Genomic DNA, 24832 nt, shown 5'->3' with positions numbered 1-24832 from the left:
ACCGTTCCCCAGTCATGGTTCAGCCCGTCGCCGCCTATGGCAGCGACGTTTGCCCGGTCCGCTTCACCGCGCCGGAACCGCTGCCAATGGCTAATATTCCAAGCCTCGGCACCGTCGAGATCACCGATGCAGACCCCTCCATGGCTGCAGCCCTCGCCGCCGCAATCGGTGGAAAAGCGACCCGCGTCGCAACGCCATCCGGGACGGCCGACACTGTCATCCTGACAGAGGGCCTGACCAGCCATCCCCCTGCTGACCGCCACTGGTCAGCCCTCGCACAAGCCCGGACCGCCCGCGCGCCCGGCGCCCGCATTGTCCTTCTGCAAAGCACTGAAACGGTCTCCGGGCTGTCCGGCCTCTCTCGCACGCTGCGCAAGGAATGGCCGGGCGTAAGTATGACCGCACTCTCCCTCTCCGCCACGGACGCCGCCACCCGGACCACGCACACACTCGCGGCCCTGACTGCTTCACCAACCGACCGGCTGCTGACCGCTGATGGCCAGTCCCGCGAAACCCACATCTCATCAACGCTGGCACCGCCCACTTCCTCGGCACACACCACCCCAGCCCTATGGCTTGTCACAGGCGGCGCGCGCGGCGTCACCGCCACCTGCGCTATTGAGCTCGCCCGCCGCACAGCAGGCACTTTCCTGCTCGCTGGTCGCTCTGCGCTCAGCCCGTGGCCAGAAGGCGTTGCCCAAACGCAGGACCTGAAGACCCTCCGCGCGGCGCTTGCCCAACAGGCCGTTGCCAGCGGGGAGAAGGTCAAACCCGCCGACATAGACCGCATAGCTCGCGCCGCCCTCGCTGGACAGGAAATACACACCACGCTCACCGCCCTCGCCGCCGCTGGCGCCAATGCCCACTACGTCCAGCTGGACCTGTCCGACACGGCCACGCTCGCACCCGCTATCGCCGCCATTCAGGCCCAACATGGCGCGATCACTGGGTTTGTCCACGGTGCAGGCGTGCTCGCCGACAAACTGGCCATGGAGAAGACCGAAGCTGAAGTCCGCAAGGTCTTCGGGCCCAAAGTCGACGGCCTCCTCGCCCTTCTCGACACCATCAATACGGCCCAGCTCGCCCATGTCGGCCTCTTCTCATCGGCCTCTGCCCTGTTCGGCAACACAGGACAGGCCGACTATGCCATGGCCAATGAGTGCCTGAACCAGCTGGCCCGCCAGCTCCACGCGCAACTCCCCAACGCGCAGGTCAAATCCTTCAACTGGGGGCCATGGGACGGCGGCATGGTCGATGCCGGCCTCGCCGCCCACTTCGCCCAGCAAGGCATATCCCTGATCGGACAAGCCGATGGTGCCCGTATCTTCGCTGATCAGCTGCTCAGCGGCGACCGCAAAATTGTCGAACTCCTCGTCGGCGACGCATGGAGCGGTGCATGACGGCTTTCGAGCCCATCGCCATTGTCGGTCAAGGCTGCGTCCTGCCCGGCGCGCTCTCGCCAGATGCACTCTGGAAAGCCGTCGTCGGCAATGAATGCCTCATCACAAGCGCACCCAAAGGCGCCTTCGGCCTGACCGACGCCGAAGAAGCCGCCTCCCGCTATGTTGCAGGCTTCGTCACCGGCTTCGACACCATCTTCGATCCTACCCGCGCCAAGCTGCCCGGCCTCACTGCCGCTTCTCTCGACCCCGTCTGCCAATGGCCCCTCCACGCCGCCCTGCAAGCGTGGGACGAAGCAGGCAAGACAACTGCCGCTGCAGACAGGCGCGGCGTCTTCCTCGCCAACCTCTCCTACCCAAGCCGCGCCAAGGCCGCTTACGCCGCTGACATCTGGACCAGCGGCAAATCCATCCGCCCCGCCACCGATGCCTTCAATTCCGGCTTCCCAGCGCATATCCTGGCACAAGCCATTTGCGCCACCGGCCCCGTCCTTGCACTCGATGCCGCTTGCGCCTCCTCGCTCTACGCCCTCGAAATCGCATGCCATAAACTCCAGACCTGCCAGATCGACGTCGCCCTCGTCGGTGCCGTCAACGCAGCCGACAACCTCATTCTTCATATTGGCTTCGAAGCGCTTCAGGCGCTCAGCCCCACAGGACGCTCCCGCCCCTTCATCAAGGGCGCAGACGGCCTCGTCCCATCCGAAGGTGCCGTCGCTGTCGTCCTGAAACGCCTCAGCGATGTCGCCCCAGCCGACACAGTCCACGGCGTCATTCGCGCCATCGGCCTCTCCAATGATGGCAAGCGCAAAGGCCTGCTTGCACCCGATGCCACAGGGCAGGCCGAGGCTATGCAGCGCGCCTATGCCGATGCAGGCATCAAGCCCGACAGCCTAGACTTCCTCGAATGCCACGCCACCGGCACCCCCGTCGGCGACAGCGTTGAAATCGCCGCCGCCTCAAGCGTCTTCGGCAAAGATCGCGAACTTCCCATCGGCTCACTCAAGGCCAATACGGGCCACCTGATCACGGTCGCTGGCCTAGCCAGTCTCCTAAAGCTGACGCAGGCCATGGCGAACGAAACCCTGCCGCCCATGCCTCTGAATGGCGAACTGATCGACGCACTTTCCTCCCCAGCCCTTCACCCGCTCTCAACGCCCAAAGACTGGAAAACCTCGGGCAGTCCCCGCCGCGCCGCCATCAGCAATTTCGGCTTCGGCGGAAACAATGCCCACCTGATCCTCGACCAGTACGAGCCCACAACAGGCGCCATTCAGGTTGCCCTACCGGACACCCCAGAAGACGACATCGTCATCTGCAGCGCCGCGCTCATGGCCGGCGCAGACTGCGGCGAGCGCTATGTCCTCCGCCGCCTGATGAACCACCCGGTCACCCCGGCAAAGTCGTGCGAGACCGTAGGCGCCGACCCGCGCCATGCCCGCACGCCGCCCAATGACCTGCTGCAGGCCGAAGCGCAGCAGCTCGCGGTCCTCTCACTTAGCCGCTCTGTCCTCGATAAAGTCTCACGGCCGAATCCCGAACGCGCCGGTGTGTTCGTCGGCATGGGCTGCGCCGCGGACTCCGCCCGCTGGCTACTCCGCGAACGCGTCGCCAACGCGTTCGGCATCACGCCCGGCACACCTGAACATGCGAAAGCGCAGGAAGGCATCGCCCCACCGCTCCAAGCCGCGACCGTCCTTGGCGCCATGGCCAACATGACCGCCAACCGCATCACCTCAGCCGAAGACCTGCGCGGGCAAGGCTATGCCATCTCCTCTGAAGGCGTATCCAGCCTCGCCACACTCGACATCGCCTGCGATGCCCTCCGCGCCGGACGCCTGGACATGGCCGTCGTCGCAGCGGCCGACTTTGCCACAGAGACAGTCGCAAAAACCGCCCTCGCAGGGCTGGGCGCCGAAACCCCGGGCGACATGGCCGCCGCCCTCGTCCTCAAACGCCGCGCCGATGCCGAAGCCGCCGGCGACCCGATTCTCGCAACCCTCGGTCCGGTCGCATGGAGCCCCGCAGCCGAAACCGGCACTTCCCTCATATCCGCCGCCTACGGAGCTGCCCCTGCCGCCTCACCCCTCTTCGAACTGGCCGCCGCCGCGCTGCTCATGGCCCGCGATCAGGTCATCACGCCAGAGGCCGCGATCCCGAACCTGACTGGCGACCCAGCAACGCATACCGTCACTGCGCCCACCACGCGCCTATCGCACGGCGCCAGCGTCTCACTCACCGGCGCCCCACCGCAGCCGAGTCCCGACCCACTTCGCTCCCCGCCACACCTGGTATGGGCCTCCGGCGCCACGCCAGCCTCCCTCGCGAAGAAACTCCGAAGCGGCCGAACCGGCGGCAAAGGCAAGTGCCGCATTGCGCTCCTCGCTTCCGATGAATCCAAACGTGACGCCCTCATAGAATCCGCCGCGAACGCCCTCGAAGCCGGCAACACACCTGAAGGCCCTGGCATTTATTACGGCGAAGGCGAACCCGACGGCGAACTCGCTTTCGTCTTCACCGGCTCCGCCGCCGTCTATCCCCGCATGTCGCGCGGCCTGTTCATGGCCTTCCCGGAACTTGGGAAGCAGCTGGCCACCATTTCTCGCGCCACGGAAATGGCCGCGCTGCTCACACACTCCGGGCTTACCGAATTCGAACAGCTCTGTGCCGGCACACTGGTCAGCCAGGCCCACACGATCCTCCTGCGCGACGTGCTGGGCGTCACGCCAACCGCCGCCCTCGGTCTTTCGCTCGGTGAAAGCAACGCCCTCTTCGCCTTCGGCTTCTGGAAAGATCCCGGCAAGCTCCTCGACGAGATCGAAGACGCTGCCATGTACGAACGCCATCTCGGCGGTGACTTCGAAACAGCGCAGGCCGCATGGGGGCCGAACGTCCCTTCTGACTGGGCCAACTGGCACATCCAGGCCCCGCTGGAAAAGCTGCGCGTCGCCATCGCCGCCCACCCGAATGTCGAGATCACGATCATCTATTCCGCCAATGACTGCCTCATCGGCGGCCCCTCGGCGGAATGCCGCGCCGTCGCAGAATCCCTCGGTCCCCGCGCGGGCGCCGCAATGCACCAGCATCTGATCGTCCACGCCAAGGCCATGAAACCCTTCGAGGGCCAGTGGCGCAAGCTGCACACGCGCCCCGTCTCCCGCGTCCCGGGCATCCGCCTCTACGCCAATGCCATCAATGCCAGCTACACGCCGACCAAGGCACGCGTCGCCGACATGCTGACCCGTCAGGCCGTCGACACGGTCGATTTCCCACCGACCGTTCTGCAGGCGTATGAAGATGGCGTACGCACCTTTGTGGAACTCGGCCCCCGCGCCACGCTCAGCCGCGCCATCTCCAGCATCCTCGGCGACAAGCCCCACGTCGCCGTCGCCACCGACCGGATCGTCGCATCTGACCTCGCGCAAATCGCCCATTTCACCGGCACGCTCTTCGCGGATGGCCGCCACATCAATATTGCCCGCGTCGCCGAAAGGCTCGATGCAGCCCGCAACAATCCCTGGACAGGAACCGACCCCATGCCCCTCACGACACCGGTTCACTATCCGACCCCCAAAATTCCGCAATCGCGCCCGGCCCCAGCAGGCGGCCTGCCACCCGCTCCGGCCCTGCCTGTGCCACATTACGCCCATAGCAGCGCCGTCACAGTCGCGCCTGCACCGCGCCCATGCTCCGCCCCCAAGCCCCGCACGCCCGGCGCCCCGCCCCGCACGCCCGGCGCCCCGCCCCGCAAGGTCGTCTCCGGCAACGAGCCGCTCACCCCGCGCGCGCCGACTGGCCCGGCATGGACACGCCCTGCTATCGAAGCCGCCTCGCGCGGCCTGATGTCAGATTTCTTCGGCCCCGAATTCATCGGACAGGACCAGTTCGCCCGCCAGGTCCGCCTGCCTGCCCCGCCGCTCCTGCTCGTAGACCGCATCACAGGCATCGATGCCGAGGCCGGCGTCGAAAGCCTCGGCGTGATCTGGACCGAGACGGACCTCACCGCCGACGACTGGCATGTTCGGGGTGGCCGTGTCCGCCCCGGCCCGCTGATCGAATGTGGCCAGGCCGATCTCACACTGATCGGCTGGATGGGCGCCGACCTTAAAAACCGCAACGAGCGCGTCTACCGCCTCCTTGGCTGCGAGATCACCTTCCATGATGGCGGCCTGCCCGGCCCCGGCGACACGCTCGCCTTCCAGATCGAGATCACCGGCCACGCCACGCTCGCAGGTGTGCGTATGTTCTTCTTCCAGTATGACTGCATGGTCGGCGACCGGAAGGTCTTCTCCGTCCGTAATGGTCAAGCTGGCTTCTTCACGGACGACGAACTGGCCTCCGGCAAGGGCGTCATCTGGGACGCCGCAACGAACGCGCCATCCATCGCCGCACCGCACCCGTTCGACACGTCGCGCGCCAGCGCCAAGCGCGCCTTTTCTGCAACGGACCTCGCCGCCTTCCGCGCCGGCGACGCCTTCGCCTGTTTCGGCAAGGGTTTTGAATTCTGCGCTGCCCATTCCCGCCCGGCCCACCTGCCGGACGGCCAGCTCGCCTTCTTCGACGAGATCACGGCTTTTGATCCTGCCGGCGGCCCATGGGGACGCGGCTATCTCAAGGCCCGCGCGCATGTGCCCACCGATGCATGGTTCTATCAGGGCCATTTCCACGAAGACCCGTGCATGCCCGGTACGCTCATGGCTGAAGCCGCCGTTCAGGCGCTCGAATTCTACGCAGCCGCCGCAGGGCTCACCATCGAACGCGACGGCTACGTCTTCGAGCCCATGCCCGGCGAAACCGCGAAATTCGTCTGTCGTGGACAGGTCATTCCCGACCGTGCCCACGAAGTGACCTATGAAGTCTTCATCGATGATGTCATTGATGGCGAAAGCCCGGTCCTCTACGCCTCGCTCCTTGCCAGCTCTGACGGAAAGAAAGTCTTCCACTGCCCGCGCTTCGCCATCCGCCTGCGCAAGGACTGGCCGGCGCCCCACACAACCGACACGCCGCTCCGTGTAGGCCCGATGGGCGAAAGCCGGGGCGACCATGCCGCGCTCCTGAACTGCGCCGCCAGCGCGCCCTCCTCAGCCTTCGGCGAACTCTACCGCCCCTTCGACATGGCTGGCCGCGCACCGCGCCTGCCCCAGCCGCCCTATCACATGATGACCCGCGTCACGCAGGTCTCGACCCGTCCCGGCGTCAAGGAAGCGGGCGCCAAAATCACCGCCGAATACGACATTCCTGCAGACGCCTGGTATTTCCGCGACAATGCCAATGGCGCCATGCCCTTCGCCGTCCTCTCCGAAATCGTCCTCCAGCCCTGCGGCTGGCTCGCAAGCCATTGCGGCTTCGCCCTCGAAGGCGGCGAGCGTTTCCGTAACCTCGACGGCGACGGCGAAGTCTTCATGGAAGTCGGCCCGCAAGACGGCACGATCATCGTCGACACGACGCTGACATCCTTTTCCAAGGTCGGCCCGATGACCATCGTTGCCTTTACGCTGAAGGCACGGCTGGCCGATGGCCGACCGGTGATGAACCTAAACACCCAGTTCGGCTTCTTCCCCGCCGCCGCTCTCGTCAGGCAGGCAGGCCTCGCCGTGACGGACGCCCACCGCGCCCTCCTGAACCTCGCCCCGAACCGTGACGGCACCCTGCCGGCCGCCCCTGTCGCCCGCGGCGACCTGCGCATGCTCGACCGGCTCGACTATTTCGACGCCAATGGTGGCTCGGCAGGCCTCGGCCTCGCCCGTGGTCGCCAGTCCGTCGATCCGCACGCCTGGTACTTCAAGGCCCACTTCTTCCAGGATCCAGTTCAGCCGGGCTCACTTGGCCTCGATGCCCTCGTTCAGCTTCTCTCCCACGCCGCCTGCCTCAAAGGCCTCGCAAACAGTATGACGTCGCCGCGCTTCGAGACAGTTGCCGCTGGCGCGCCCGTCAAATGGATGTATCGGGGCCAAGTCGCACCCGACAAACAGGAAGTCACGACAGTGATGGAAATCATGGACATCGCCACCTCCGGCAATCGCACGCTCATTGCCGGCAAGGGCAGTCTCTGGTGCGACGGCCTGCGCATCTACGAGGCAAGCCTGCTGACAATCGCTTTGGAAGATCGCCCCTAGTCGCGCGCCACAGCAACGCTCAGGGCCACGTCACCCTCCCAGCCAGACCAAACGGTATAGGTCACACCCGCCATGTGGATCTCGCGGAGCGGGTGCGGATCTCTGACCAGCCCCTCAACCGGCACCTGCACCGATTTCGCCCCGGCGCGCATTCCGCGTCCCGTGGCTTTCAGAACGGCTTCCTTGATGGTCCAAAGCGTGAAGAAGGCCCGAAGCGTCTGCTCAGGCTCATTTTTCGCCAATGCGAGAAAAGCCGCAGCTTCCGGCTCGCTGGAAACCATGCCCAACATGGCCCGCCAATTGAGGTCCCGCATAAGCTCCACATCTGCGCCGATAGCGAGTCCATCGCCAAGCGCCACAAGCGTCCACCCGCCACTGCGGGAAACGGAAACGCTCCGCTCTGGCACGTTTTTCAGTCGCGGAGCCCCTTCATCTGAGCGGGCAAAGCGCACCTCGTCCGCCCTAATTCCAAGCCGCTCAGCAATCATAACCCGCGCACAGACAAGCGAATCCCGCAGACGACTGGCCGCCCCCTCATCCACCAACTTCGCCACCCGTGCAGCCTCTTCTTCGCGGATTGGGGGAATGGCGTCGCCCAAACATTCCGCCCAGGTTGAGCTGTTGCACAAAGTCGCCTCAATGCTTACCTGTCCTGTCACTACATTCAGGAATGACTGGACAGGCCACAAACGCTTTAAGTTTTCATCCGTTTCCATCACCTATCCCGATCCACCGCACGGCAATATCTGGCTCATGTCTTCCCCAATTAGCCGGTTTAGGACGATTTCTTGCTTCAGATACGGGAATACCTGAGCAGTACGTGTGCAATCCGCCCCAACATCCACCTACAGCATTTGAGCACTTGCAACAAATTGCAAGGTGCAGCATTGGTTACATGGGTCGGTTGTCAGGGGTGTCATTGCAGCATGGTAATGCTGCGCCGCAAAATAACCAAAATTCTCAGTGAAACGAAAGCTGAGGTGAGGCGTAATGCCCGGTTGGAAGGCGCTATCAATAGCGCCAGCAATCTGCTGGGCGTTTTTGTTTGCCTCAGGAAATTCGTAACGCTTTGAAAGACCATGGCGTAGCCGACAATGAGGTTGCCTTGAAACTGACTGAACGTCCTTACTTCATTCCCGCTGTGGCCCTCGGCGCAGCGACGCTCATCCTTGCGGGTGGCGCCCTGATCGTTTCAATGTCGTCCAACCCGTCGCGCAAGGTCGCAACCGATGGCGCAGCACAGACCGCCGATATCGAATCCGTCGATCCCGATGGTACGAATCTGCCCCCAACGGCACCCGTGGTAACACCGCTCGACTCGGTCGCGGCCATCACGACTGAACCGCTCGCGGAAATCCCCGCGGATACTGCCAAGGTCGCTTCCGCCACGCCAACATCCGCCCCTGCGCAAGCCGCAGCCCCTTTCAGCTTCGAGCAGGTCATCAACAAGGCCCAGGCTTTGTCCGAGCACGAAGTCCAGAAATCTCCGCCCGTGCCCTCGTCCGCCGCCGCGCTCAATTACGACCAGTATCGCCGCGTCGAGTTCAAACGCGAAGCCGCCGAGTGGACGCCCGACGAAACGGTTCCCTTCCGCGTCCACTACGATCCGCGCGGGTACCTCTTCAATGACGAGGTCAAGCTCAACATCATAGAGAACGGCGTCGCGAAACCTCGTCCGTACAGTGAAGCAGATTTCTCATTCTTCGACCTCCCGCTATCGGATGAAGACAAGACAGCCCTCGGCTTTGCTGGCTTCCATGTCACCACGCCGCTCAATTCGTCCGGCAAGTGGGACGACCTGATCAGTTTCAAGGGCGCCAGCTTCTTCCGCGCTCTCAGCGCCGGAACAGTGTATGGCGCCTCGGCCCGGGGTATCGCCATCTCCACCGCCTCACCATCGGGCGAAGAGTTCCCGTCCTTTCGCGAATTCTGGCTGGTAAAGCCTGAACCCGGCGCTCACTCCATGACCGTTTATGCGCTACTCAACGGCCAGAGCATGACGGGCGCCTTCCGCTTCATCATTACGCCCGGCACAGCGACCATGATTGATGTCGAGGCCGTCTTTTTCCCGCGCCGCAAGCTCCCCGAGGTCGGTATCGCGCCAATCACGTCGATGTATTATTTTTCGCCGCACAGCATCAATCGCGGCAACCGCGACTACCGTGTCGCCGTGCACGATTCCGAAGGCCTGATGATGCAAATGCACAATGGCGAATGGGTATGGCGTCCGCTCGTCAATCCGAGTCAGCTTGAAATCTCCAGCTTCGCGACAGAGCCGCCGCTCGGCTTTGGCCTCATCCAGCGCCACCGCGAGTTCAAGGACTATGATGATCTCGAAGCCAGCTACGAACGTCGCCCGAACGTCTGGATCGCCCCCAAAGGCGATTGGGGCGCCGGCAACCTGACTCTTGTCGAAATACCCACAACCAACGAGTACAACGACAATATCGTCGTCTCCTGGCGCCCGTCGACTGCGTGGGATGCGGGCAAACCTGTCCGTCTGGCTTATCAGATGACGTGGAGCCTTCCGCAGCCGGTTGTCGCGCCTGTCGCCCGGATCACCGCCACGAAAGTCGGCATTTCACCCAGCAGCAAACGTCCGGTCTTCCTGATCGACTTTGAAAGTGACAATGACGCCCTCTTGCGGGACGCCATTCCTGAAGTCTCGACATCGTCAGGCACCATCATTGCGCCTGTTGTGCGCCCCAATCCGGATACAGGCGGGATGCGTCTCAGCTTTGAGCTGGATTCCAAGGATGCCAGCCTCTCGGAACTGCGCGCTCGCCTTACCAAGGCCGACCGTCCGGTCTCTGAAACCTGGCTCTATCGCTGGAGACCTTGATGATCACATTTCGCGCTCGCCCTGCCGAATTTCCCGTCGCAATGCCTGATCAGGCATTCGAAACAGCGCCAACGGTCAACCGTAACGCTCCGAGATCGCAGATGTGGCGCAAGGTGACGCTCTTCGGCCTGTCCATACTGCTGGCGGGCTGGGCAACGATTGAAATGTACCATGTGCTCAACGTGTCCGGGGTGACATCGCTTGAGCAATTGCTGCTTGTTGTCTTCTGCATCAACATCAGCTGGATCGCCTACGCCTTCGTCAGCAGCACGATTGGCTTCCTCGCGGCCATGGTCGGCCTGTTCCGGAAACGCCGGGCCACGCCCGGCCCGGCCCTGCTCACCGGTCGCACAGTTATCGTCTTCCCGATCTATAACGAAAGTGTCGACCGCGTCTTCGCCACAGTCGAATCGACCGCAGAGTCGCTTGCGAATGCTCCCGGCCGCTTCGAATGCTTCATCCTAAGCGACACCAATGATCCCGAAGTCGCCCTGCAGGAAGAAGCCGCATTCGAGCTGATGCGCACGCGTCTATCACCCGGCGTCCTGGTTCATTATCGCCGCCGCACGATGAACGTGCACCGCAAGTCCGGCAATATTCGCGATTTCATCACGCGCTGGGGCGGTCGCTACGATTACATGATCGTGTTCGACGCCGACAGCTTCATGGACCGCGAAACCCTCATCGAACTCGCCCGCCGCATGGAGGCTTCTCCTGCAACAGGCCTCATCCAGACCATTCCCCAGCTGGTTGGCGGTCGCACCCTCTTCTCGCGTACCCAGCAGTTCGCTGCGGCCCTCTACGGTCCCGTTCTCGGCAGTGGCTTGGCGTGGTGGGCCCAGAACGAGGGTAATTTCTGGGGTCACAACGCGATCCTTCGGATCGAAGCGCTCGCCAGCGCTGCCGGCCTGCCCGAAATCCCCGGTCGCGCCCCCTTCGGCGGCTCAATCCTCAGCCACGACTTTGTCGAGGCAGCGCTCCTGCGCCGTGCTGGCTGGAATGTCCAGATCGCGCCGGAACTGGGCGGATCCTACGAGCAGGGCCCGCCCTCAATCATCGACCTCTCGATCCGTGACCGCCGCTGGTGCCAGGGCAACATGCAGCACATGGCCGTGCTCCTGAAAACGCGCGGCCTGACCTTTACCAGCCGCATGCACCTCATGATCGGCATTTTCTCCTATCTTGCATCACCGCTTTGGCTGCTCTTCATCACCATCGGTATGATGCTGTCCCTGCAGAACATGTTCCTCACGCCGGAATATTTCGGCGAGTCGGCCGCCCTCTTCCCCTCATGGCCCGTCATCGACTCCGAACGATCCCTGCACCTCTTCCTGATTACGATGGCCATCCTGTTCGCGCCCAAGCTCTATGGCATGATCTATGGCTTTGCCGCGCCGCGCTGGCGCAACACCGTAGGCCTGCTGCGCACTTTTTATGGCGTTCTCGCTGAGACAATCCTATCGGTCCTGCTGGCACCCGTACTGCTTGTCGAGCAGACCGTGGCCGTGTACCGCGTGTTTACAGGCCGTGATGGCGGCTGGAACCCCCAGCATCGAGACTCCAACGAGTACAGCCTCAAGGACACGTTCCGTCATCACACGCCCGCCATCGTGCTCGGCGTCCTGCTGACGGTCTCCGCCTTCGCCATCTCGCCCCTCTTCGCGGCTTGGCTCGCGCCCGCCACGATCGGTATGGTTCTGGCAGCAACCCTTTCCTGGTGGACCGGCCGCGAGCGCAGCGGTGACGCTGCCAACCGCATGAACCTGCTGCACAGCCCGGACGAGATCGACCCGCCGAAATCCTTTCTCGACTCGGTTGCTGACCGCGCACACTACAAAGGCCTTACTGCACCAAGCATCGCCGGCCTGTTCGCCGACAGCAACCTGCGCACGCGCCGCTCACATCTCGTCGACACTTACTGGCCGCTTGAGCGTACCGAGGTTCACACACCACTGGCCCTTGCCCGCGCACGCGCAGAACGCCTCCCAACTGTTGAGGAATATATCAGCGCGCTGGCACCCAAAGAGATGCTTGCTTTGCTGAACTCACCACGCGACCTTGAAAAGGTGGTGGATCACTATGGTGCCCGCGAGCAGCAATACTCCACGGGCACCACGTGAGACTTTAGCTTAGCCTAGAAGAACGGCTGCTTCTCGGCTGACATCGCAACCATCATTTCATCGAACTCTTCCTGCACCTTCGGCCGCGGCTCGCTGCGCATGAGGCTGACCAGCACTGTTGCCAGCAAGCTCAGGAAGAAGCCCGGCACCAGCGCGTAGATCGTATCCGACAGTGACGCGCCATTGATGGTGACCGGCGCATAGAGCCAGAACAACACGGTCAACGCGCCGGTGATCATACCCGCCAAGGCGCCATTGCGCGTGATACGGCGCCAGTAGAGGCTCAAGAGGATGATCGGGCCGAATGCGGCACCAAAGCCGGCCCAGGCATAGCTGACCAGCGCGAGGATGCTGCTCGACCGGTCAAAGGCCAGCAGGATGGCAATCAGCGACACGACGAGCACCGACAGGCGCCCGACGAGCACCAGTTCCTTCTGGCTCGCTTCCTTGCGCAGGAAGGTCTTGTAGAAGTCCTCAGTCAGCGAGCTCGATGACACAAGCAGCTGCGACGAGATCGTACTCATGATCGCCGCAAGGATGGCCGCCAGCAGGAAGCCCGTGATCAGCGGATGGAACAGGACCTGCGAGAACAGGATGAAAATCGTTTCCGGATCGATCAGTTGGTCATTGATGCCCTGCTCGTTAACATACGCCACGCCAGCAACACCCACGGCAACGGCGCCGAGCACCGTCACGAGCATCCAGCTCATACCGATATAACGCGCCGTCGCAATATCCTTGAGTGACCGGATCGCCATGAAGCGCACAATGATGTGCGGCTGGCCAAAATAGCCAAGCCCCCAACTCGCAGCGGATACGATCCCGATAATTGACAGGCCCTGGAACCAGTTGAAGAAGTTCGCGCGGCTCGGTGCGTCCTCAACGCTTGCCGGCGGCGACGCCAGCACTTCGGCATGCGTCGCATCAAACCCGCCAACCGCATTGATCGCCACGATTGGCACCAGTACCAGTGCCACGAACATGATGCAGCCCTGCACGAAGTCCGTCAGGCTGACCGCCAAGAACCCACCAAACAAAGTATAGGCCACCACAACGCCCGCCGTCACGAACAGGCCCAGCGTGTAATCAAGCCCGAACGAGGCTTCGAACAGCTTGCCGCCAGCCACAACGCCGGATGACGTGTAGAGCGTAAAGAAGATGACGATGACGACGGATGACAGGACACGCAGCAGGTGCGAGCGATCCTTGAACCGTTTCTCGAAGAAATCCGGGATCGTGATCGAGTCTTCCGACAGCTCGGTATAGACGCGCAGTCTCGGCGCCACGAGGCGGTAGTTGAAATACGCCCCGATCACCAGGCCAACAGCAATCCACGCCGCACTGAAGCCCGTCACGAACACAGCTCCCGGCAGGCCCATGAGCATCCAGCCGCTCATATCCGATGCCCCGGCAGACAGCGCGCCCACAGCAGGATGCAGCTGGCGACCGCCAAGCATGTATTCGGACACGTCGCTCGTCGATTTGCGATAGGCATAAAGCCCGATGAGCATCATGAGGACGAAATAGGCGCCGAGTGAAACAATGGCTGCTATATTCATGTAAACCTTCTTCTCTGTCGTCTTTATCTGCGATGATTGGTGATCGTCATGCCAGAAGCGGCGGGAATTGGCTAACGCAGCTCCACGGCCCGGTCATAGGCGGCTTGCGTCGTGCGGCGCATCAGCTCCGTCAGGGCACCGTCCGCGTTCAGCGCTTCAAGCCCTGCCTGCGTCGTACCATTCTTGCTGGTCACCGAGTTACGCAGCGTCTCGACACTGTCATCAGAGCCAAGCGCCATCTCGATCGCGCCCTGCATCGTTCCCAGCACAAGGTCTCGCGCCTGCTCGTGGGTGAAGCCCAGCGACTTGGCCGCTTCAATATAGGTACGGGCAATCTCGAACACATAGCCCGGTCCGCTGCCGGCCACCGCTGTCACGCGGTCCAGTTTGTCTTCTTCATTCACCCACACAACCGTACCGGCGCGCGCCATCAGCGCCTCGACCGATTGCTTGTGTTGGTCTGAGCATTCCGGGCTGGCGAACAGGCCGCTGACACCCTTGGCGATCAGGGCGGGCAGGTTCGGCATGATCCGAATGACCGGGCCCACCGCCGTCGCCGTCTGTAGGCGCTTGACCGAACAACCCGCTGCGATGGAGGCAACTACGCCGCCCTCTTCCAGCTGGTCGCGATAGTCCGGCATCACGTCATCAACCATCTGCGGCTTGATCGCCACGATCAGCAGGTTGAAGCGCTCGGATTCAATTGCGCTGCGCTCCTTCACGAGACGGACGCCATTCGGCACCTTCTCGGTATAGGGGTCCACAACGGTAAAATCCCAGTCCGGCGACTGCGCCCACTGCTCCAGCAGTGCGCCGCCCATTTTTCCGCATCCGATCAAAAGTGCCTTCATTGCGATAGTCTGTTCCCATCATGCTCTTGTTAGTGGAATCGCGTTGGATCCTGTATTCTGCCTTCCTAGACATTTTTGTTTTGTATTCAAATTTTAATGACAGGAAATTCAGATAGATCTAGCCCCTGCGCGCTGTAACTCTTTATTCAACGCCCTGTTATACAACGTATATTTACCGTATCGCAGGCCTCTGGCTGCTATTACATCGAGGTTTTTGAGTCTGGCATGTTGTTTCCTGCTCAAAATACACCTAGTTCGAGGCCACAAACCAATGGAGCGAAATTTTGTCCCAAACCAAACGGATCGTCGTGAAAGTCGGATCGAGCCTACTGGCCAATCCAGACCTGCTCACCCCGCGATGGGCATTCATCCAGCGGCTGCTTGAAGATATCGCGCTGCTGCGTTCAGAAGGCTATGAAGTCGTTCTGACATCATCTGGTGCAGTGGCACTCGGCCTGAACACCCTGAATGTAAAGCCCGAAAATGCCGGCCTGCGCGACAAGCAGGCTGCGGCAGCCTGCGGGATGCCTATCGTGCTGAACGCCTACAAGCAGGTCGCACATGAATTCGGGTTCGACATCGCGCAAGTGCTCGTCACGCGCGGCGACCTAGAAGAGCGCCGCCGCTTCCTGAACACCAAGAACACGGTTCACCGCCTGCTGAACGGCAATGTGATGCCGATCGTCAACGAAAACGACACGATCACGACTGAAGAGATCCGCGTCGGAGACAATGACCGTCTCGCGGCCCGCATCGCCCAGATGATCCAGGCCCAGCATCTCGTCATCCTCACCAGCGTCGACGGCCTCTATGACAAGGACCCGTCCGAGCCCGGCGCCAAGCTGGTCGAAGAGCTGCACGATGTGTCTGAGTACCTGTCCGTCACCGAAGGCACGAGCGCCCTCGGCAGCGGCGGCATGCTGACCAAGATGCAAGCCGCCAACATGGCCCAGAACGCCGGTTGCACCACCCTTATCGCCAATGGCGAGGCCGACAATCCCGTCTCGTCCGTGCTCAAGAACCAGCGCCCGCACACCAAGTGTATCGCGAATACCGAGCCTGCGTCCGCATGGACCGCCTGGCTTACTGATCGCCTGCAGATGGCCGGCAGCCTCGTCATCACCAATGAAGCAGCAGATGCCCTCGCCGCCGGTAAGCGCGGCGTCGAGCGTGCAGACGTCCAGTCCATTCACGGGCCATATGTCCGCAGTGATGTCATCCATATCTATGATGAGGAAGGCGTCGAGCGCGCCCGTGGCCTGACGAACTTCTCGTCGGAAGAGACCATGCTGCTCGCCCGCAACCTGGATACGGAAACGACCAAGCTGCTCGGCTACCATACAAAGGCAACGCTCGTGTCGCGTGACAATCTCGTCGTGCTCGACGAACGCCACCTGCCATGGGACAGCCCCGCCGAAGACGAGATGGAGCCTGTGACGCGCTAGGCGTCCTGGGCTTTCGCCTCTTCCGGAGAGAGGTCACCAATCTCAAGTATCGGCGCGGCGTCCAGGCCGTCCGCATGCATCATCGCGGCTATACGCTGTACGGAGGAGACAAGTAGCGTCTTCTCCCACTCAGCCAGCGCGTTGAAGGCGGCGAGAAAGTTCTGCTGCAACGGCTCAGGTGCATTCTTCAGGCGCGCGCGACCAGCCTCCGTTACGACGACTTCGATCACGCGCTTGTCCTCGGCGCTGCGCTCGCGCGCGACCAGCCCCGCACGCGCGAGCCGGTCCACGATCGATGTGATTGTGCCTTGAGAGAGGTTCACCGTTTTGGCGATATCTGTCGGCTTCTCCCGCCCCTGCGCATTGACGGCATGCAGCACCAGCAACTGTGGTGATGTCAGCCCGGTCTCTTTCAGCAAATGCTTGGAATAGAGGTCGATGGCCTGCGTAATCTGGCGCAGTGATTTCAGGAGGTCGGAAGGATTGGTCATGGGTCTTCTGGTAAGGGCTCGAAGCCAAGCCTGCAAGGCAGGCGCCTGCCATCCAAATTTATCGATCCGCCTTCAGCGCTTCAAATCCTGCTGTGATGAATTGCACCACATGCTCATAGGCGTCATCCAGATCATCCGAGTGGCAGAGCCCGCGCGAAAGCTGGTCGATGCGTCCTGTCTGCGCAAAGGTCAGCGTCAGGGCGCCAGAAAAGCAATGGTATGCCCAGTACAGGGATTTCTCATCCACCGGCGCGAGGCTCATGCGAAGCGCATCAATGAAGCGCCGGATCAGCGGATCAAAGAACTGCGTCATCAGCTTGCCGCCCCACTCGGGCGAATTGTTCACATAGGCAATCAGCGCATAATAGTGCTTCCAGCCCGGCTCGGCGACATGCGGTCCCGTCAGCAAGGGCCCGAGATAGGCCCGAACGATAGCCTCCACGCTCGGCGCAGCGGGGCTCGCCTCCCCCATCGCATCCGTCAGCGCTTTCAGGCGCCATCCGTTCAGCACATCCGCACGCCGCATCAGCACGGCATCAAACAGGTCCTGCTTCTTGCCGAAATGATAATTGGCCAGCGCCACGTCAACGCCCGCCTCACGCGCAATGGCCCGCAGGTTCACACCATCATAGCCATGCCGCGCGAACTGGCCCTCGGCGGCATCAAGGATAGCCGTGCGCCGGTCTGTCTTTGTATCAGGCATGAAGGCGCATCATTCAGGGGCTCGTTCGCAGCAGATGTGCGATACTAACCGCGAAATCGCGTTTGTCTTGCCCTGAGGGTGGAAAAGCCTGCCCGGGCGACCGGACAGGCTGATTAGAGCTTACTGGGATGCAGCCGGGGTCGACGCGCCGCCGAGTGCCTGGAACAGCGTCACCACGTTGAGCGCCTTGACCAGTTCGGCGCTGATCAGCTGCTGGCGTGACGTGTAATCGTCCCGCTGGGCATCCAGGACCGAGAGATAGTCGTCGATACCGACACGGAACCGCTCTTGGGACAGGTTGAGAGTCACGGACGTATCCTCGACCAGACGGCGCAAGGCGTCGATCCGCTCGTCAACGGTCTGCGCCGTTGCCAGCGCATCGGCCGTCTCACGGAAAGCCGTCTGGATCGCCCGCTCATATTGGGCCAGCGCCAGGTCCCGGTTTGCCTTGGAGACACCGAGATTGGCCTTGCGATTGCCTGCATCAAAGATCGGCAGCGACACCTTCGGTCCGACACTCCAGATACCACCATCAAACAGGCCATCGAGTTCATTGCTCGAATAGCCAGCCGATCCCGTCAGCGAGATGCTGGGGAAGTAGGCTGCGCGTGCGGCGCCAATATTCGCATAGGCCGCACGCAGCGACCGCTCTGCCGCCAGCACGTCCGGCCGGTTCAGCAGCAGGGCGGACGATTGCCCAACCGCCAACCTGTTCACGACAGGCGACGGCAACAGCTGGGCCGACTCGGCAATATTGTCCGGCAAGTCCGTTCCGACAATGAAGCGCAAGGCGTTCAGGTCCTGACGCACCAACCCGGTATATTGGGCGAGCTGCGCACGGGCCGTCTCGACACTCGCCGATGCACGGCGCACATCGATTTCGGTGACAACGCCCGAGTCGAACATCTCATTGGTGAGATTCAGGGATTCCGTCTGGCTGTCGATCGTCTCCTGCGCGAGGCGCAGCAGCTCCTGATCCGCCGCCAGCGTCAGCCAGGCCTGCGCCACGGAGGAGATCAGCGCGATCTTCGTGCTGCGCTCACCCTCAACCGTCGACAGGTAGCTTTGCAGTGCGGCCTCGTTGAGGCTCGCCACGCGGCCAAAGAAGTCGAGTTCGAATGCGGTTACGCCCAGTTGTGCGCTTACACCTTCCTGCGCATTGGCGGCCTGCTCGATCGCTGCGCTTGGGTCACCGAACGTCCCGGTTTCCGTCACGCCGCCCGACGCCGCAACGGATGGCAGGCGTGCAGCACGCGTGATCCCGTACTGCGAGCGCGCCACAGCAATACGCGCCGTTGCCGCCCGCAGGTCGCGGTTGTTTTCCAGTGCCAGCGCAATAACCCGCTCCAGCTCCGGCGATACGATCAGGTCCTCCCAGCCGCCCACAGACACGGCATCCGCGCCTTGCTCGTCCGCAATCGGCAGCGCCGTCGGCATAGGCGCATCGGCCTGCTTGTAATCCGGCGACAAGTTCACGCACCCTGCCAGAAAGGCAGACAGCATCAATGGCGCAACGCGCATTCCGTTATTCATGATGCAGCTCCATTTGCTTGCGCGGGTGTTTTCGGATTGCGTGTCGTCAGCTTACGAACGATCACGTAGAACAGAGGCGCTGCGAACAGGCCGAGCAGTGTAACGGCCGCCATACCACCCAGCACCGTGATGCCGAGCGCCGACCGGGCACCTGCACCGGCGCCCGAACTCAGGGCCAATGGCAGAATGCCAAAGCCAAAGGCAAGCGACGTCATCATGATCGGCCGGAAACGAATTCGGATCGCCTCCATCGTTGCCGGGATCAGTTCCTTGCCTTCCGCCTCAAGTCCGCGTGCGAACTCGACAATCAGGATGGCGTTCTTCGATGCCAGACCGATGGTAGTGAGCAGGCCGACCTGGAAGAACACGTCGTTCGACAGTCCGCCAAAGTGCGCACCCGCCACCGCGCCCATCACACCAATCGGCGCGACCAGAAGCACCGAGATCGGCACTGTCCAGCTCTCGTAAAGAGCGGCAAGGCAAAGGAAGATGAACAGGGCCGAGAGCGTATAGAGCAGCGTCGTCTGGTTGCCGGAGCTGCGCTCCTGCGCGCTGATGCCCGTCCACTCAAACCCGGTGCCCTTAGGCAATTGGCCGATCAGCTCTTCCATCTTGTCCATGGCAACGCCCGAGCTTTCACCCGGAGCGGCCTGTCCCTGAATATTCAGGGCCGGCACGCCGTTATAGCGCTGGAGCAGAGACGCACCATACTGCCAGTCAGACGACAGGAGTTCCGACATCGGCGTCATCTCGCCTGAATTGTTGCGGACGCGCCAGTCGCCAATCGCCTCCGGTTGCATACGGAAAGGCGCATCGCCCTGCACGTACACTTTCTTGATCCGGCCACGGTCGATGAAGTCGTTCACATAGGAGCCACCGAGCGCGACCGACAGGAGGCTCGTCGCATCCGACAGGCTCACGCCGAGTGCCTGAGCTTTCTGGTAGTCAAGGTTCAGCTTGAACTGCGGGCTGTCTTCCTGGCCGTTTGGCCGCACGGCGTCCAGGCTCGGATCGCCTGCAGCCATGCCCAGCAACTGGTTTCGGGCCTGGACAAGAGCCTCATGGCCGATACCGCCGGTATCTTTCAGGTAGAGATCAAAACCGCTGGCCGTGCCCAGCTCGCGGATCGGCGGCGGCAGCACCGGAAAGACCGACGCATCGGTACGCTGGCTGAACGTGCCAAACGCACGACCGACAATACTCGCTGCCGAGTCCTTTTTCGCCGTGCGATCTTCCCAATCATTGAGGCGGATGAATGACATGCCGACATTCTGTCCCTGCCCCGCAAAGCCAAATCCGGAAACCAGCATCGCGCCAGCCACATTGTCGGCTTCCGCTGTGCTGTAATAATCCCAGACATCATCCATGACAGCCTCGGTACGCTGAAGCGTTGCACCGGCCGGCAGCTGGACGACCGTCATCACGGATCCCTGGTCTTCATCAGGCAGGAAGGATGACGGCAGGCTCGTATAGCCAATACCAAGTGCCGCCAGCATAAGGACAAACACGCCCGCAAAAATCCAGCGCCGGCGCACGATGCGCTCCACCACGGATTCATAACCGCTGCGCAATTTGTCGAAACCTCGGTCAAACAGGGCGGCGCCGCGTCCGACAATCGATTTGCCATGCGCCGCGTCCTTGTCATGCGATTTCAGGATCGTCGCACAAAGGGCCGGTGAAAGAATGATCGCCACCAGAACCGAAAGCGTCATGGCCGAAACAATGGTCACCGAAAACTGGCGATAGATCACACCAGCCGAGCCAGGGAAGAATGCCATCGGGATGAACACAGCCGACAGCACAACCGCGATGCCGATAAGGGCACCCGTAATCTGGTTCATCGACTTGCGCGTCGCTTCACGGGGCGAAAGCCCCTCCTCCGTCATCACGCGCTCGACGTTCTCGACCACAACGATCGCATCATCAACCAGCAGGCCGATCGCGAGCACCATGGCGAACATCGTGAACGTATTGATCGAATAGCCAAAGGCCAGCAGCACTGCGAACGTACCCAGCAGAACGACCGGCACGGCAATCATCGGAATGAAGGCAGCCCGGAAGCTCTGAAGGAACACGAGGATGACGAAAAAGACCAGGACGACAGCTTCCATAAGCGTCTTCTGGACTTCATGAATCGATGTGCTGATGAAAGGCGTGGAGTCAAACGGGTAAACGACTGTCAGGTCGTCCGGGAAATTCGCAGAAAGTGCTTCCACCTGCGCCCGTACAGCTTCAGCCGTATCTAGCGCATTGGCACCGGATGCCAGCGCAACAGCCATACCCGCCGCCGGCTGCCCATTATACTTGGCAACCGTTTGATAATTCTCGCCGCCCATTTCGACCCGCGCCACATCACCCAGACGAACTGAGCCACCATCCGCAGTGGTCAGGATCAGGAGATCGCGAAACTGCTCAGGTGTCGACAGCAGGGTCTGCAGGGAGATCGTGGCCGTGATCGACTGGCCCTCGACGGCCGGAGCGCCGCCCAGCGAGCCTGTAGACACCTGGGCGTTCTGGGCGGTGATGGCCGCGATAACGTCACTTGGCATCAGGCGATATTGGTTCAGCTTATTGGGATCGAGCCAGATACGCATCGCATAGGCCGACCCGAACAATTGCACATTGCCGACACCATCGGTCCGGCTCAGTGGATCGATCATGTTGGTCCGCGCATAGTCGCCAAGGTCAATGGAATCGTAGGTCCCATTCGGCGACACGAGCGCGACAACCATCAGGAAGCCTGCAGAGGCCTTGTTCACCACAACGCCTTGGCGCTGCACCTGTTGCGGCAGAAGTGGCGTCGCCAGCGAAAGCTTGTTCTGCACCTGGACCTGCGCGATGTCCGGATCAGTCCCGGTTTTGAAGGTCAGCGTGATAGAGGCAGCGCCCTGCGAACTCGACGACGAGGCCATATAGTCAAGGCCGTCCAGCCCGGTCATCTGCTGCTCGATCACCTGCGTCACCGTATCTTCGACCGCCTTCGCAGACGCGCCTGGATAGCGGGCATTGATCGAAATCGTCGCCGGGGCGATGTCGGGATACTGGGAAACCGGAAGGGAGCGCAACGCGATCGCGCCTGCAATCATGACAATGATTGCCACAACCCATGCAAAGATGGGGCGGTCGATAAAGAAATTAGCCATAAGGGATCAGCCCGCGTTCTTGTTAGGGTTTGCCAGCGGCCATATCGGCGCCGGGCTGCTGGGGGCCGACAGCCGTTTCGGCCATTGGCTGTTGGACTGTAACGGTTGCGCCCGGCTGGATCTTCTGGAATCCGCTCACGATCATCCGGTCCCCGTCTTCAAGACCGTCGGAAACAATCCAGTCGCTACCGGAGGCTTCAATGATCTTCAGGTTACGCACTTCAACCTTATTGTCCGCAGACACGACCATCGCCGTCGGATTGCCCTTGGCATCGCGGCTAACCGCAGCCTGTGGCAGCACGAATACGTCATCATAGGCGCCGGCGCTGAAGCTTGCATTCACATACATGCCAGGCAGCAACAGGCCGTCCGGATTGGCGACAACAGCGCGGATGATCACCGAACCGGCTGTCTCATCGACGCTGACTTCGCCGAATTCCACCTTGCCGGGCTCGGGATAGACCGTGCCATCCTCAAGCTTGATCTTCACTTCGACGCTTTCGCCATCAGTCGACTGGATCCGGCCTTCGGCCACATCCCGCTTCCATTCCTGGATTTTCGAGCTGCCGGCCGCAAGGTCCAGGTAGATCGGGTCGAGTTGCAGTACATTGGCCAGCGCCGTTGCCTGGTTTGCGGTCACGAGCGCGCCCGGCGTCACCGTCGAGCGGCCGATCCGGCCAGCAATGGGAGACGTCACTTTCGTGCGGGCCAGATTGATACTGGCGCTCTGCACGGCGGCTTTCTGCATGGCAACATCGGCTTCGGCCTGCCGCTGGGCAGCAACGGCCTGGTCATAATTCTCGCGGCTGACAGCGTTGATCTCGGAAAGGCGCTGGTAGCGGCTGGCCGTCTGGCGCGCTGCTTCGGCGGTCGCCTCGGCGCGCTGAAGCGCGGCTTTCGCGCTGTTCACGCTGGCGGCGTATTCGGATGCATCAATTTGGTAAAGGGCTTGGCCGGCCGTGACCATCTGGCCTTCCGTGAAGAGCCGCGACTGGATCAGCCCTGTCACCTGGGGGCGGATTTCGGCCTCGCGATACGCACGGGCGCGGCCCGGCAGTTCACGCGTGCTCTCCACACTCGTCTTGTGGACAACCGTGATGTCAACGGCGGGAGCAGGCGGCGCCTGTGGGGCGGCGTCTTGTCCCGAAGGACCACACGCTGCGACTGCGCCAAAAAGCGCAGTTGCAAACAACGCCCGGATATTATTGGAAAAATGTGGCATTAAACTCACCTTGATCAATCGCCGGTATGTATGTAGTGATTGAAATGTTAGAATGAACGTTCGAAATAATACTGCGCTGCAACAAATCAACCCCTAAAGGCAGAATTTTTCATGAATAAGCGGTCCCAATATTGATGAGCCCACTCAACGAAACCGCAAAACTGTCGCGACGCGCAGAGGTGAGACGCACACAAATCCTTGACGCAGCGGCAATTTGCTTTGTGGAACAAGGGTTTCATGGCGCAGGAATGGCCCGCATTGCCGAACAGGCCGGCATGAGCGCAGGGCATATTTATCACTATTTCGAAAATAAGGACGCGATCATCGAAGCGATTGTCGACCGTGAATCGGAATTACATAGTGAAAAGATGCTCGGTTTTCACGATATTCCGCGCGAAGAACTCATGCATGAACTGGTCGAGCGGGCCGATGAGGGCGTCCGCACGCAAACTGACCCCTTCCAGTCTGCGCTGAACCTCGAAATCATCGCCGAAGCCCAGCGCAACCCCGCCATCGCCGAAAAACTGCGAGCCAACGACGCAGAGACGCGCGAGGCTTTCAAGCGCCTGATCGGCGAGCAAATGGGGCTCAGCGACGCCGAAGGCCGCGTCGAACTGATGTTCACCCTGTTTGGCGGCCTGCCCATCCGCATCCTGCGCAACCCGGACCTCGATCGCGAAGCCCTGCTCCGCTATCTGCGCAAGGTAATCCGCGCCGTCTTGTCAGACTGATCACACCGCCGTCAGGCGATTGTAACAGTCTATCTGGAATGAAAAGCGCTCAGGACGGCGCATTGCGCACGCGGCGATCTTCCTGCAGCGCATCGATCAGCCAGGCCCGCGCCGCGCGCCAGCCGCGCTTGACGGTCGACTCCGACGATCCCGTCACTTCGGCAATCTCCTGGTGGCTCATCCCGGCAAAATAGCGCAACTCAACAATGTCGGCTTTTTCCTTGTCGATGGCCGCCAGCCGGATCAGCGCCTTTTCCAGCACGTCGAAATCGATCCGTTCACTGGTCACCCCACCCAGCCGCGTCACCAGCGTCACCTTGTGATGGTGGCGCTTGTCGGTGTGCTTCTTGCGGGCATTGTCGATCAGGATACGGCGCATGGCCCGCGCCGAGAGTGCCAGGAAATGAGTTTTGTCGGCCCATTCGATCTGGTCCATCTGGACCAGCCGCATCACGGCCTCGTTCACGAGGTCGCCCGTCGACAAGGAACTGTTGCGCTCGGAGCGGAGCAAGGCGGCCGATACCTGCCTCAGTTCACTGTATAGCAAAGTGAACAACCGGTCGCGCGCGACCATGTCCCCGGCCCGCCACGCTGCCAGTAATTGCTTGGCTTCAATCCCGTCTGTGTCTGCCACCACCCATGTCCTGTCGTCGTCCCTGTAGTCAGTGAAGCACAG

The 24832-nt window shown here is 61.8% G+C and carries 15 protein-coding genes; 6 read left to right on the top strand and 9 right to left on the bottom strand.

Features of this window, described 5'->3' with window-relative positions; all coding sequences use genetic code 11:
• Positions 1-14 precede the first annotated feature (14 nt).
• Together HOC_RS12815 and HOC_RS21290 are read left to right on the top strand one after the other, a co-directional pair.
• On the top strand, positions 15-1400 hold the full coding sequence (locus tag HOC_RS12815) for an SDR family NAD(P)-dependent oxidoreductase (RefSeq protein WP_035539227.1): 1386 nt from the start codon (positions 15-17) through the stop codon (positions 1398-1400).
• Positions 1397-7516 (top strand): beta-ketoacyl synthase N-terminal-like domain-containing protein, encoded by a 6120-nt coding sequence (locus HOC_RS21290; RefSeq protein ID WP_051624849.1) that lies wholly within the window; start codon positions 1397-1399, stop codon positions 7514-7516. Before HOC_RS12815 ends, HOC_RS21290 begins: the two co-directional genes overlap by 4 nt.
• On the opposite strand, the gene HOC_RS21285 is transcribed toward HOC_RS21290, so the two are convergent.
• A complete protein-coding gene (locus tag HOC_RS21285; protein ID WP_162174846.1) occupies positions 7513-8115 on the bottom strand; it encodes a 4'-phosphopantetheinyl transferase family protein in 603 nt (200 codons plus the stop codon). The genes HOC_RS21290 and HOC_RS21285 overlap by 4 nt on opposite strands.
• A gap of 506 nt (positions 8116-8621) precedes the next feature.
• On the opposite strand from HOC_RS21285, the gene HOC_RS12795 reads away from it, so the two are divergent.
• Positions 8622-10358, top strand: a complete 1737-nt coding sequence (locus tag HOC_RS12795) for a glucan biosynthesis protein G (RefSeq protein WP_156950480.1) — start codon at positions 8622-8624, stop codon at positions 10356-10358.
• The gene (mdoH, locus tag HOC_RS12790) at positions 10358-12478 is read left to right on the top strand and encodes a glucans biosynthesis glucosyltransferase MdoH (RefSeq protein WP_084146305.1); all 2121 of its coding nucleotides are present in this window, start codon (positions 10358-10360) and stop codon (positions 12476-12478) included. The genes HOC_RS12795 and mdoH overlap by 1 nt, the downstream gene beginning before the upstream one ends.
• Positions 12479-12492: 14 nt before the next feature.
• On the opposite strand, the gene putP is transcribed toward mdoH, so the two are convergent.
• Together putP and HOC_RS12780 are read right to left on the bottom strand one after the other, a co-directional pair.
• Complete coding sequence (putP, locus tag HOC_RS12785) at positions 12493-14037, bottom strand: sodium/proline symporter PutP (protein WP_035539225.1); 1545 nt, start codon at positions 14035-14037, stop codon at positions 12493-12495.
• A 71-nt stretch (positions 14038-14108) separates the two neighbouring features.
• The gene (locus HOC_RS12780) at positions 14109-14888 is read right to left on the bottom strand and encodes a pyrroline-5-carboxylate reductase family protein (RefSeq protein ID WP_035539223.1); all 780 of its coding nucleotides are present in this window, start codon (positions 14886-14888) and stop codon (positions 14109-14111) included.
• A 284-nt stretch (positions 14889-15172) separates the two neighbouring features.
• On the opposite strand from HOC_RS12780, the gene proB reads away from it, so the two are divergent.
• Positions 15173-16333 (top strand): glutamate 5-kinase, encoded by a 1161-nt coding sequence (gene proB / locus HOC_RS12775; protein ID WP_035539221.1) that lies wholly within the window; start codon positions 15173-15175, stop codon positions 16331-16333.
• On the opposite strand, the gene HOC_RS12770 is transcribed toward proB, so the two are convergent.
• The 5 genes from HOC_RS12770 to HOC_RS12750 all read right to left on the bottom strand — a co-directional run bounded on the left by HOC_RS12770 (position 16330) and on the right by HOC_RS12750 (position 23425).
• Positions 16330-16824 carry a MarR family winged helix-turn-helix transcriptional regulator gene (locus HOC_RS12770; RefSeq protein WP_035539220.1) on the bottom strand — a complete coding sequence of 165 codons (495 nt, stop codon included), beginning with the start codon at positions 16822-16824 and terminating at the stop codon, positions 16330-16332. The genes proB and HOC_RS12770 overlap by 4 nt on opposite strands.
• Positions 16825-16882: 58 nt before the next feature.
• Positions 16883-17527, bottom strand: coding sequence for a TetR/AcrR family transcriptional regulator (locus tag HOC_RS12765; RefSeq protein WP_035539219.1), 645 nt, complete (start codon positions 17525-17527; stop codon positions 16883-16885).
• Positions 17528-17647: 120 nt separating this feature from the next.
• Complete coding sequence (locus HOC_RS12760) at positions 17648-19060, bottom strand: efflux transporter outer membrane subunit (RefSeq protein ID WP_051624846.1); 1413 nt, start codon at positions 19058-19060, stop codon at positions 17648-17650.
• On the bottom strand, positions 19057-22203 hold the full coding sequence (locus HOC_RS12755) for an efflux RND transporter permease subunit (RefSeq protein ID WP_035539218.1): 3147 nt from the start codon (positions 22201-22203) through the stop codon (positions 19057-19059). The genes HOC_RS12760 and HOC_RS12755 overlap by 4 nt, the downstream gene beginning before the upstream one ends.
• 22 nt (positions 22204-22225) lie before the next feature.
• On the bottom strand, positions 22226-23425 hold the full coding sequence (locus HOC_RS12750; protein ID WP_084146304.1) for an efflux RND transporter periplasmic adaptor subunit: 1200 nt from the start codon (positions 23423-23425) through the stop codon (positions 22226-22228).
• 134 nt (positions 23426-23559) lie between these two features.
• Here HOC_RS12750 and HOC_RS12745 point away from each other — a divergent pair, with 134 nt between their 5' ends.
• The gene (locus HOC_RS12745) at positions 23560-24156 is read left to right on the top strand and encodes a TetR/AcrR family transcriptional regulator (RefSeq protein WP_084146303.1); all 597 of its coding nucleotides are present in this window, start codon (positions 23560-23562) and stop codon (positions 24154-24156) included.
• Between the two features lie 49 nt (positions 24157-24205).
• Here HOC_RS12745 and HOC_RS12740 read toward each other — a convergent pair whose 3' ends face one another.
• Positions 24206-24790: an ECF-type sigma factor gene (locus HOC_RS12740; RefSeq protein WP_035539216.1), complete on the bottom strand. Its 585-nt coding sequence runs from the start codon at positions 24788-24790 to the stop codon at positions 24206-24208.
• Between the last annotated feature and the right edge of the window lie 42 nt (positions 24791-24832).

The sequence above is a fragment of the Hyphomonas oceanitis SCH89 genome (genome assembly GCF_000685295.1).
In the GTDB taxonomy this organism is placed as follows: domain Bacteria; phylum Pseudomonadota; class Alphaproteobacteria; order Caulobacterales; family Hyphomonadaceae; genus Hyphomonas; species Hyphomonas oceanitis.
This window is presented reverse-complemented; position numbering and strand designations above follow the sequence as displayed.

Bases quoted from the DNA above. Each gene is read 5' to 3' on its own strand.
- HOC_RS12815 (WP_035539227.1), top strand. From the start codon at position 15: ATGGTTCAGCCCGTCGCCGCCTATGGCAGCGACGTTTGCCCGGTCCGC.
- HOC_RS21290 (WP_051624849.1), top strand. From the start codon at position 1,397: ATGACGGCTTTCGAGCCCATCGCCATTGTCGGTCAAGGCTGCGTCCTG.
- mdoH (WP_084146305.1), top strand. From the start codon at position 10,358: ATGATCACATTTCGCGCTCGCCCTGCCGAATTTCCCGTCGCAATGCCT.
- putP (WP_035539225.1), bottom strand. From the start codon at position 14,037: ATGAATATAGCAGCCATTGTTTCACTCGGCGCCTATTTCGTCCTCATG.
- HOC_RS12780 (WP_035539223.1), bottom strand. From the start codon at position 14,888: ATGAAGGCACTTTTGATCGGATGCGGAAAAATGGGCGGCGCACTGCTG.
- HOC_RS12770 (WP_035539220.1), bottom strand. From the start codon at position 16,824: ATGACCAATCCTTCCGACCTCCTGAAATCACTGCGCCAGATTACGCAG.
- HOC_RS12765 (WP_035539219.1), bottom strand. From the start codon at position 17,527: ATGCCTGATACAAAGACAGACCGGCGCACGGCTATCCTTGATGCCGCC.
- HOC_RS12760 (WP_051624846.1), bottom strand. From the start codon at position 19,060: ATGAATAACGGAATGCGCGTTGCGCCATTGATGCTGTCTGCCTTTCTG.
- HOC_RS12755 (WP_035539218.1), bottom strand. From the start codon at position 22,203: ATGGCTAATTTCTTTATCGACCGCCCCATCTTTGCATGGGTTGTGGCA.
- HOC_RS12750 (WP_084146304.1), bottom strand. From the start codon at position 23,425: ATGCCACATTTTTCCAATAATATCCGGGCGTTGTTTGCAACTGCGCTT.
- HOC_RS12745 (WP_084146303.1), top strand. From the start codon at position 23,560: ATGAGCCCACTCAACGAAACCGCAAAACTGTCGCGACGCGCAGAGGTG.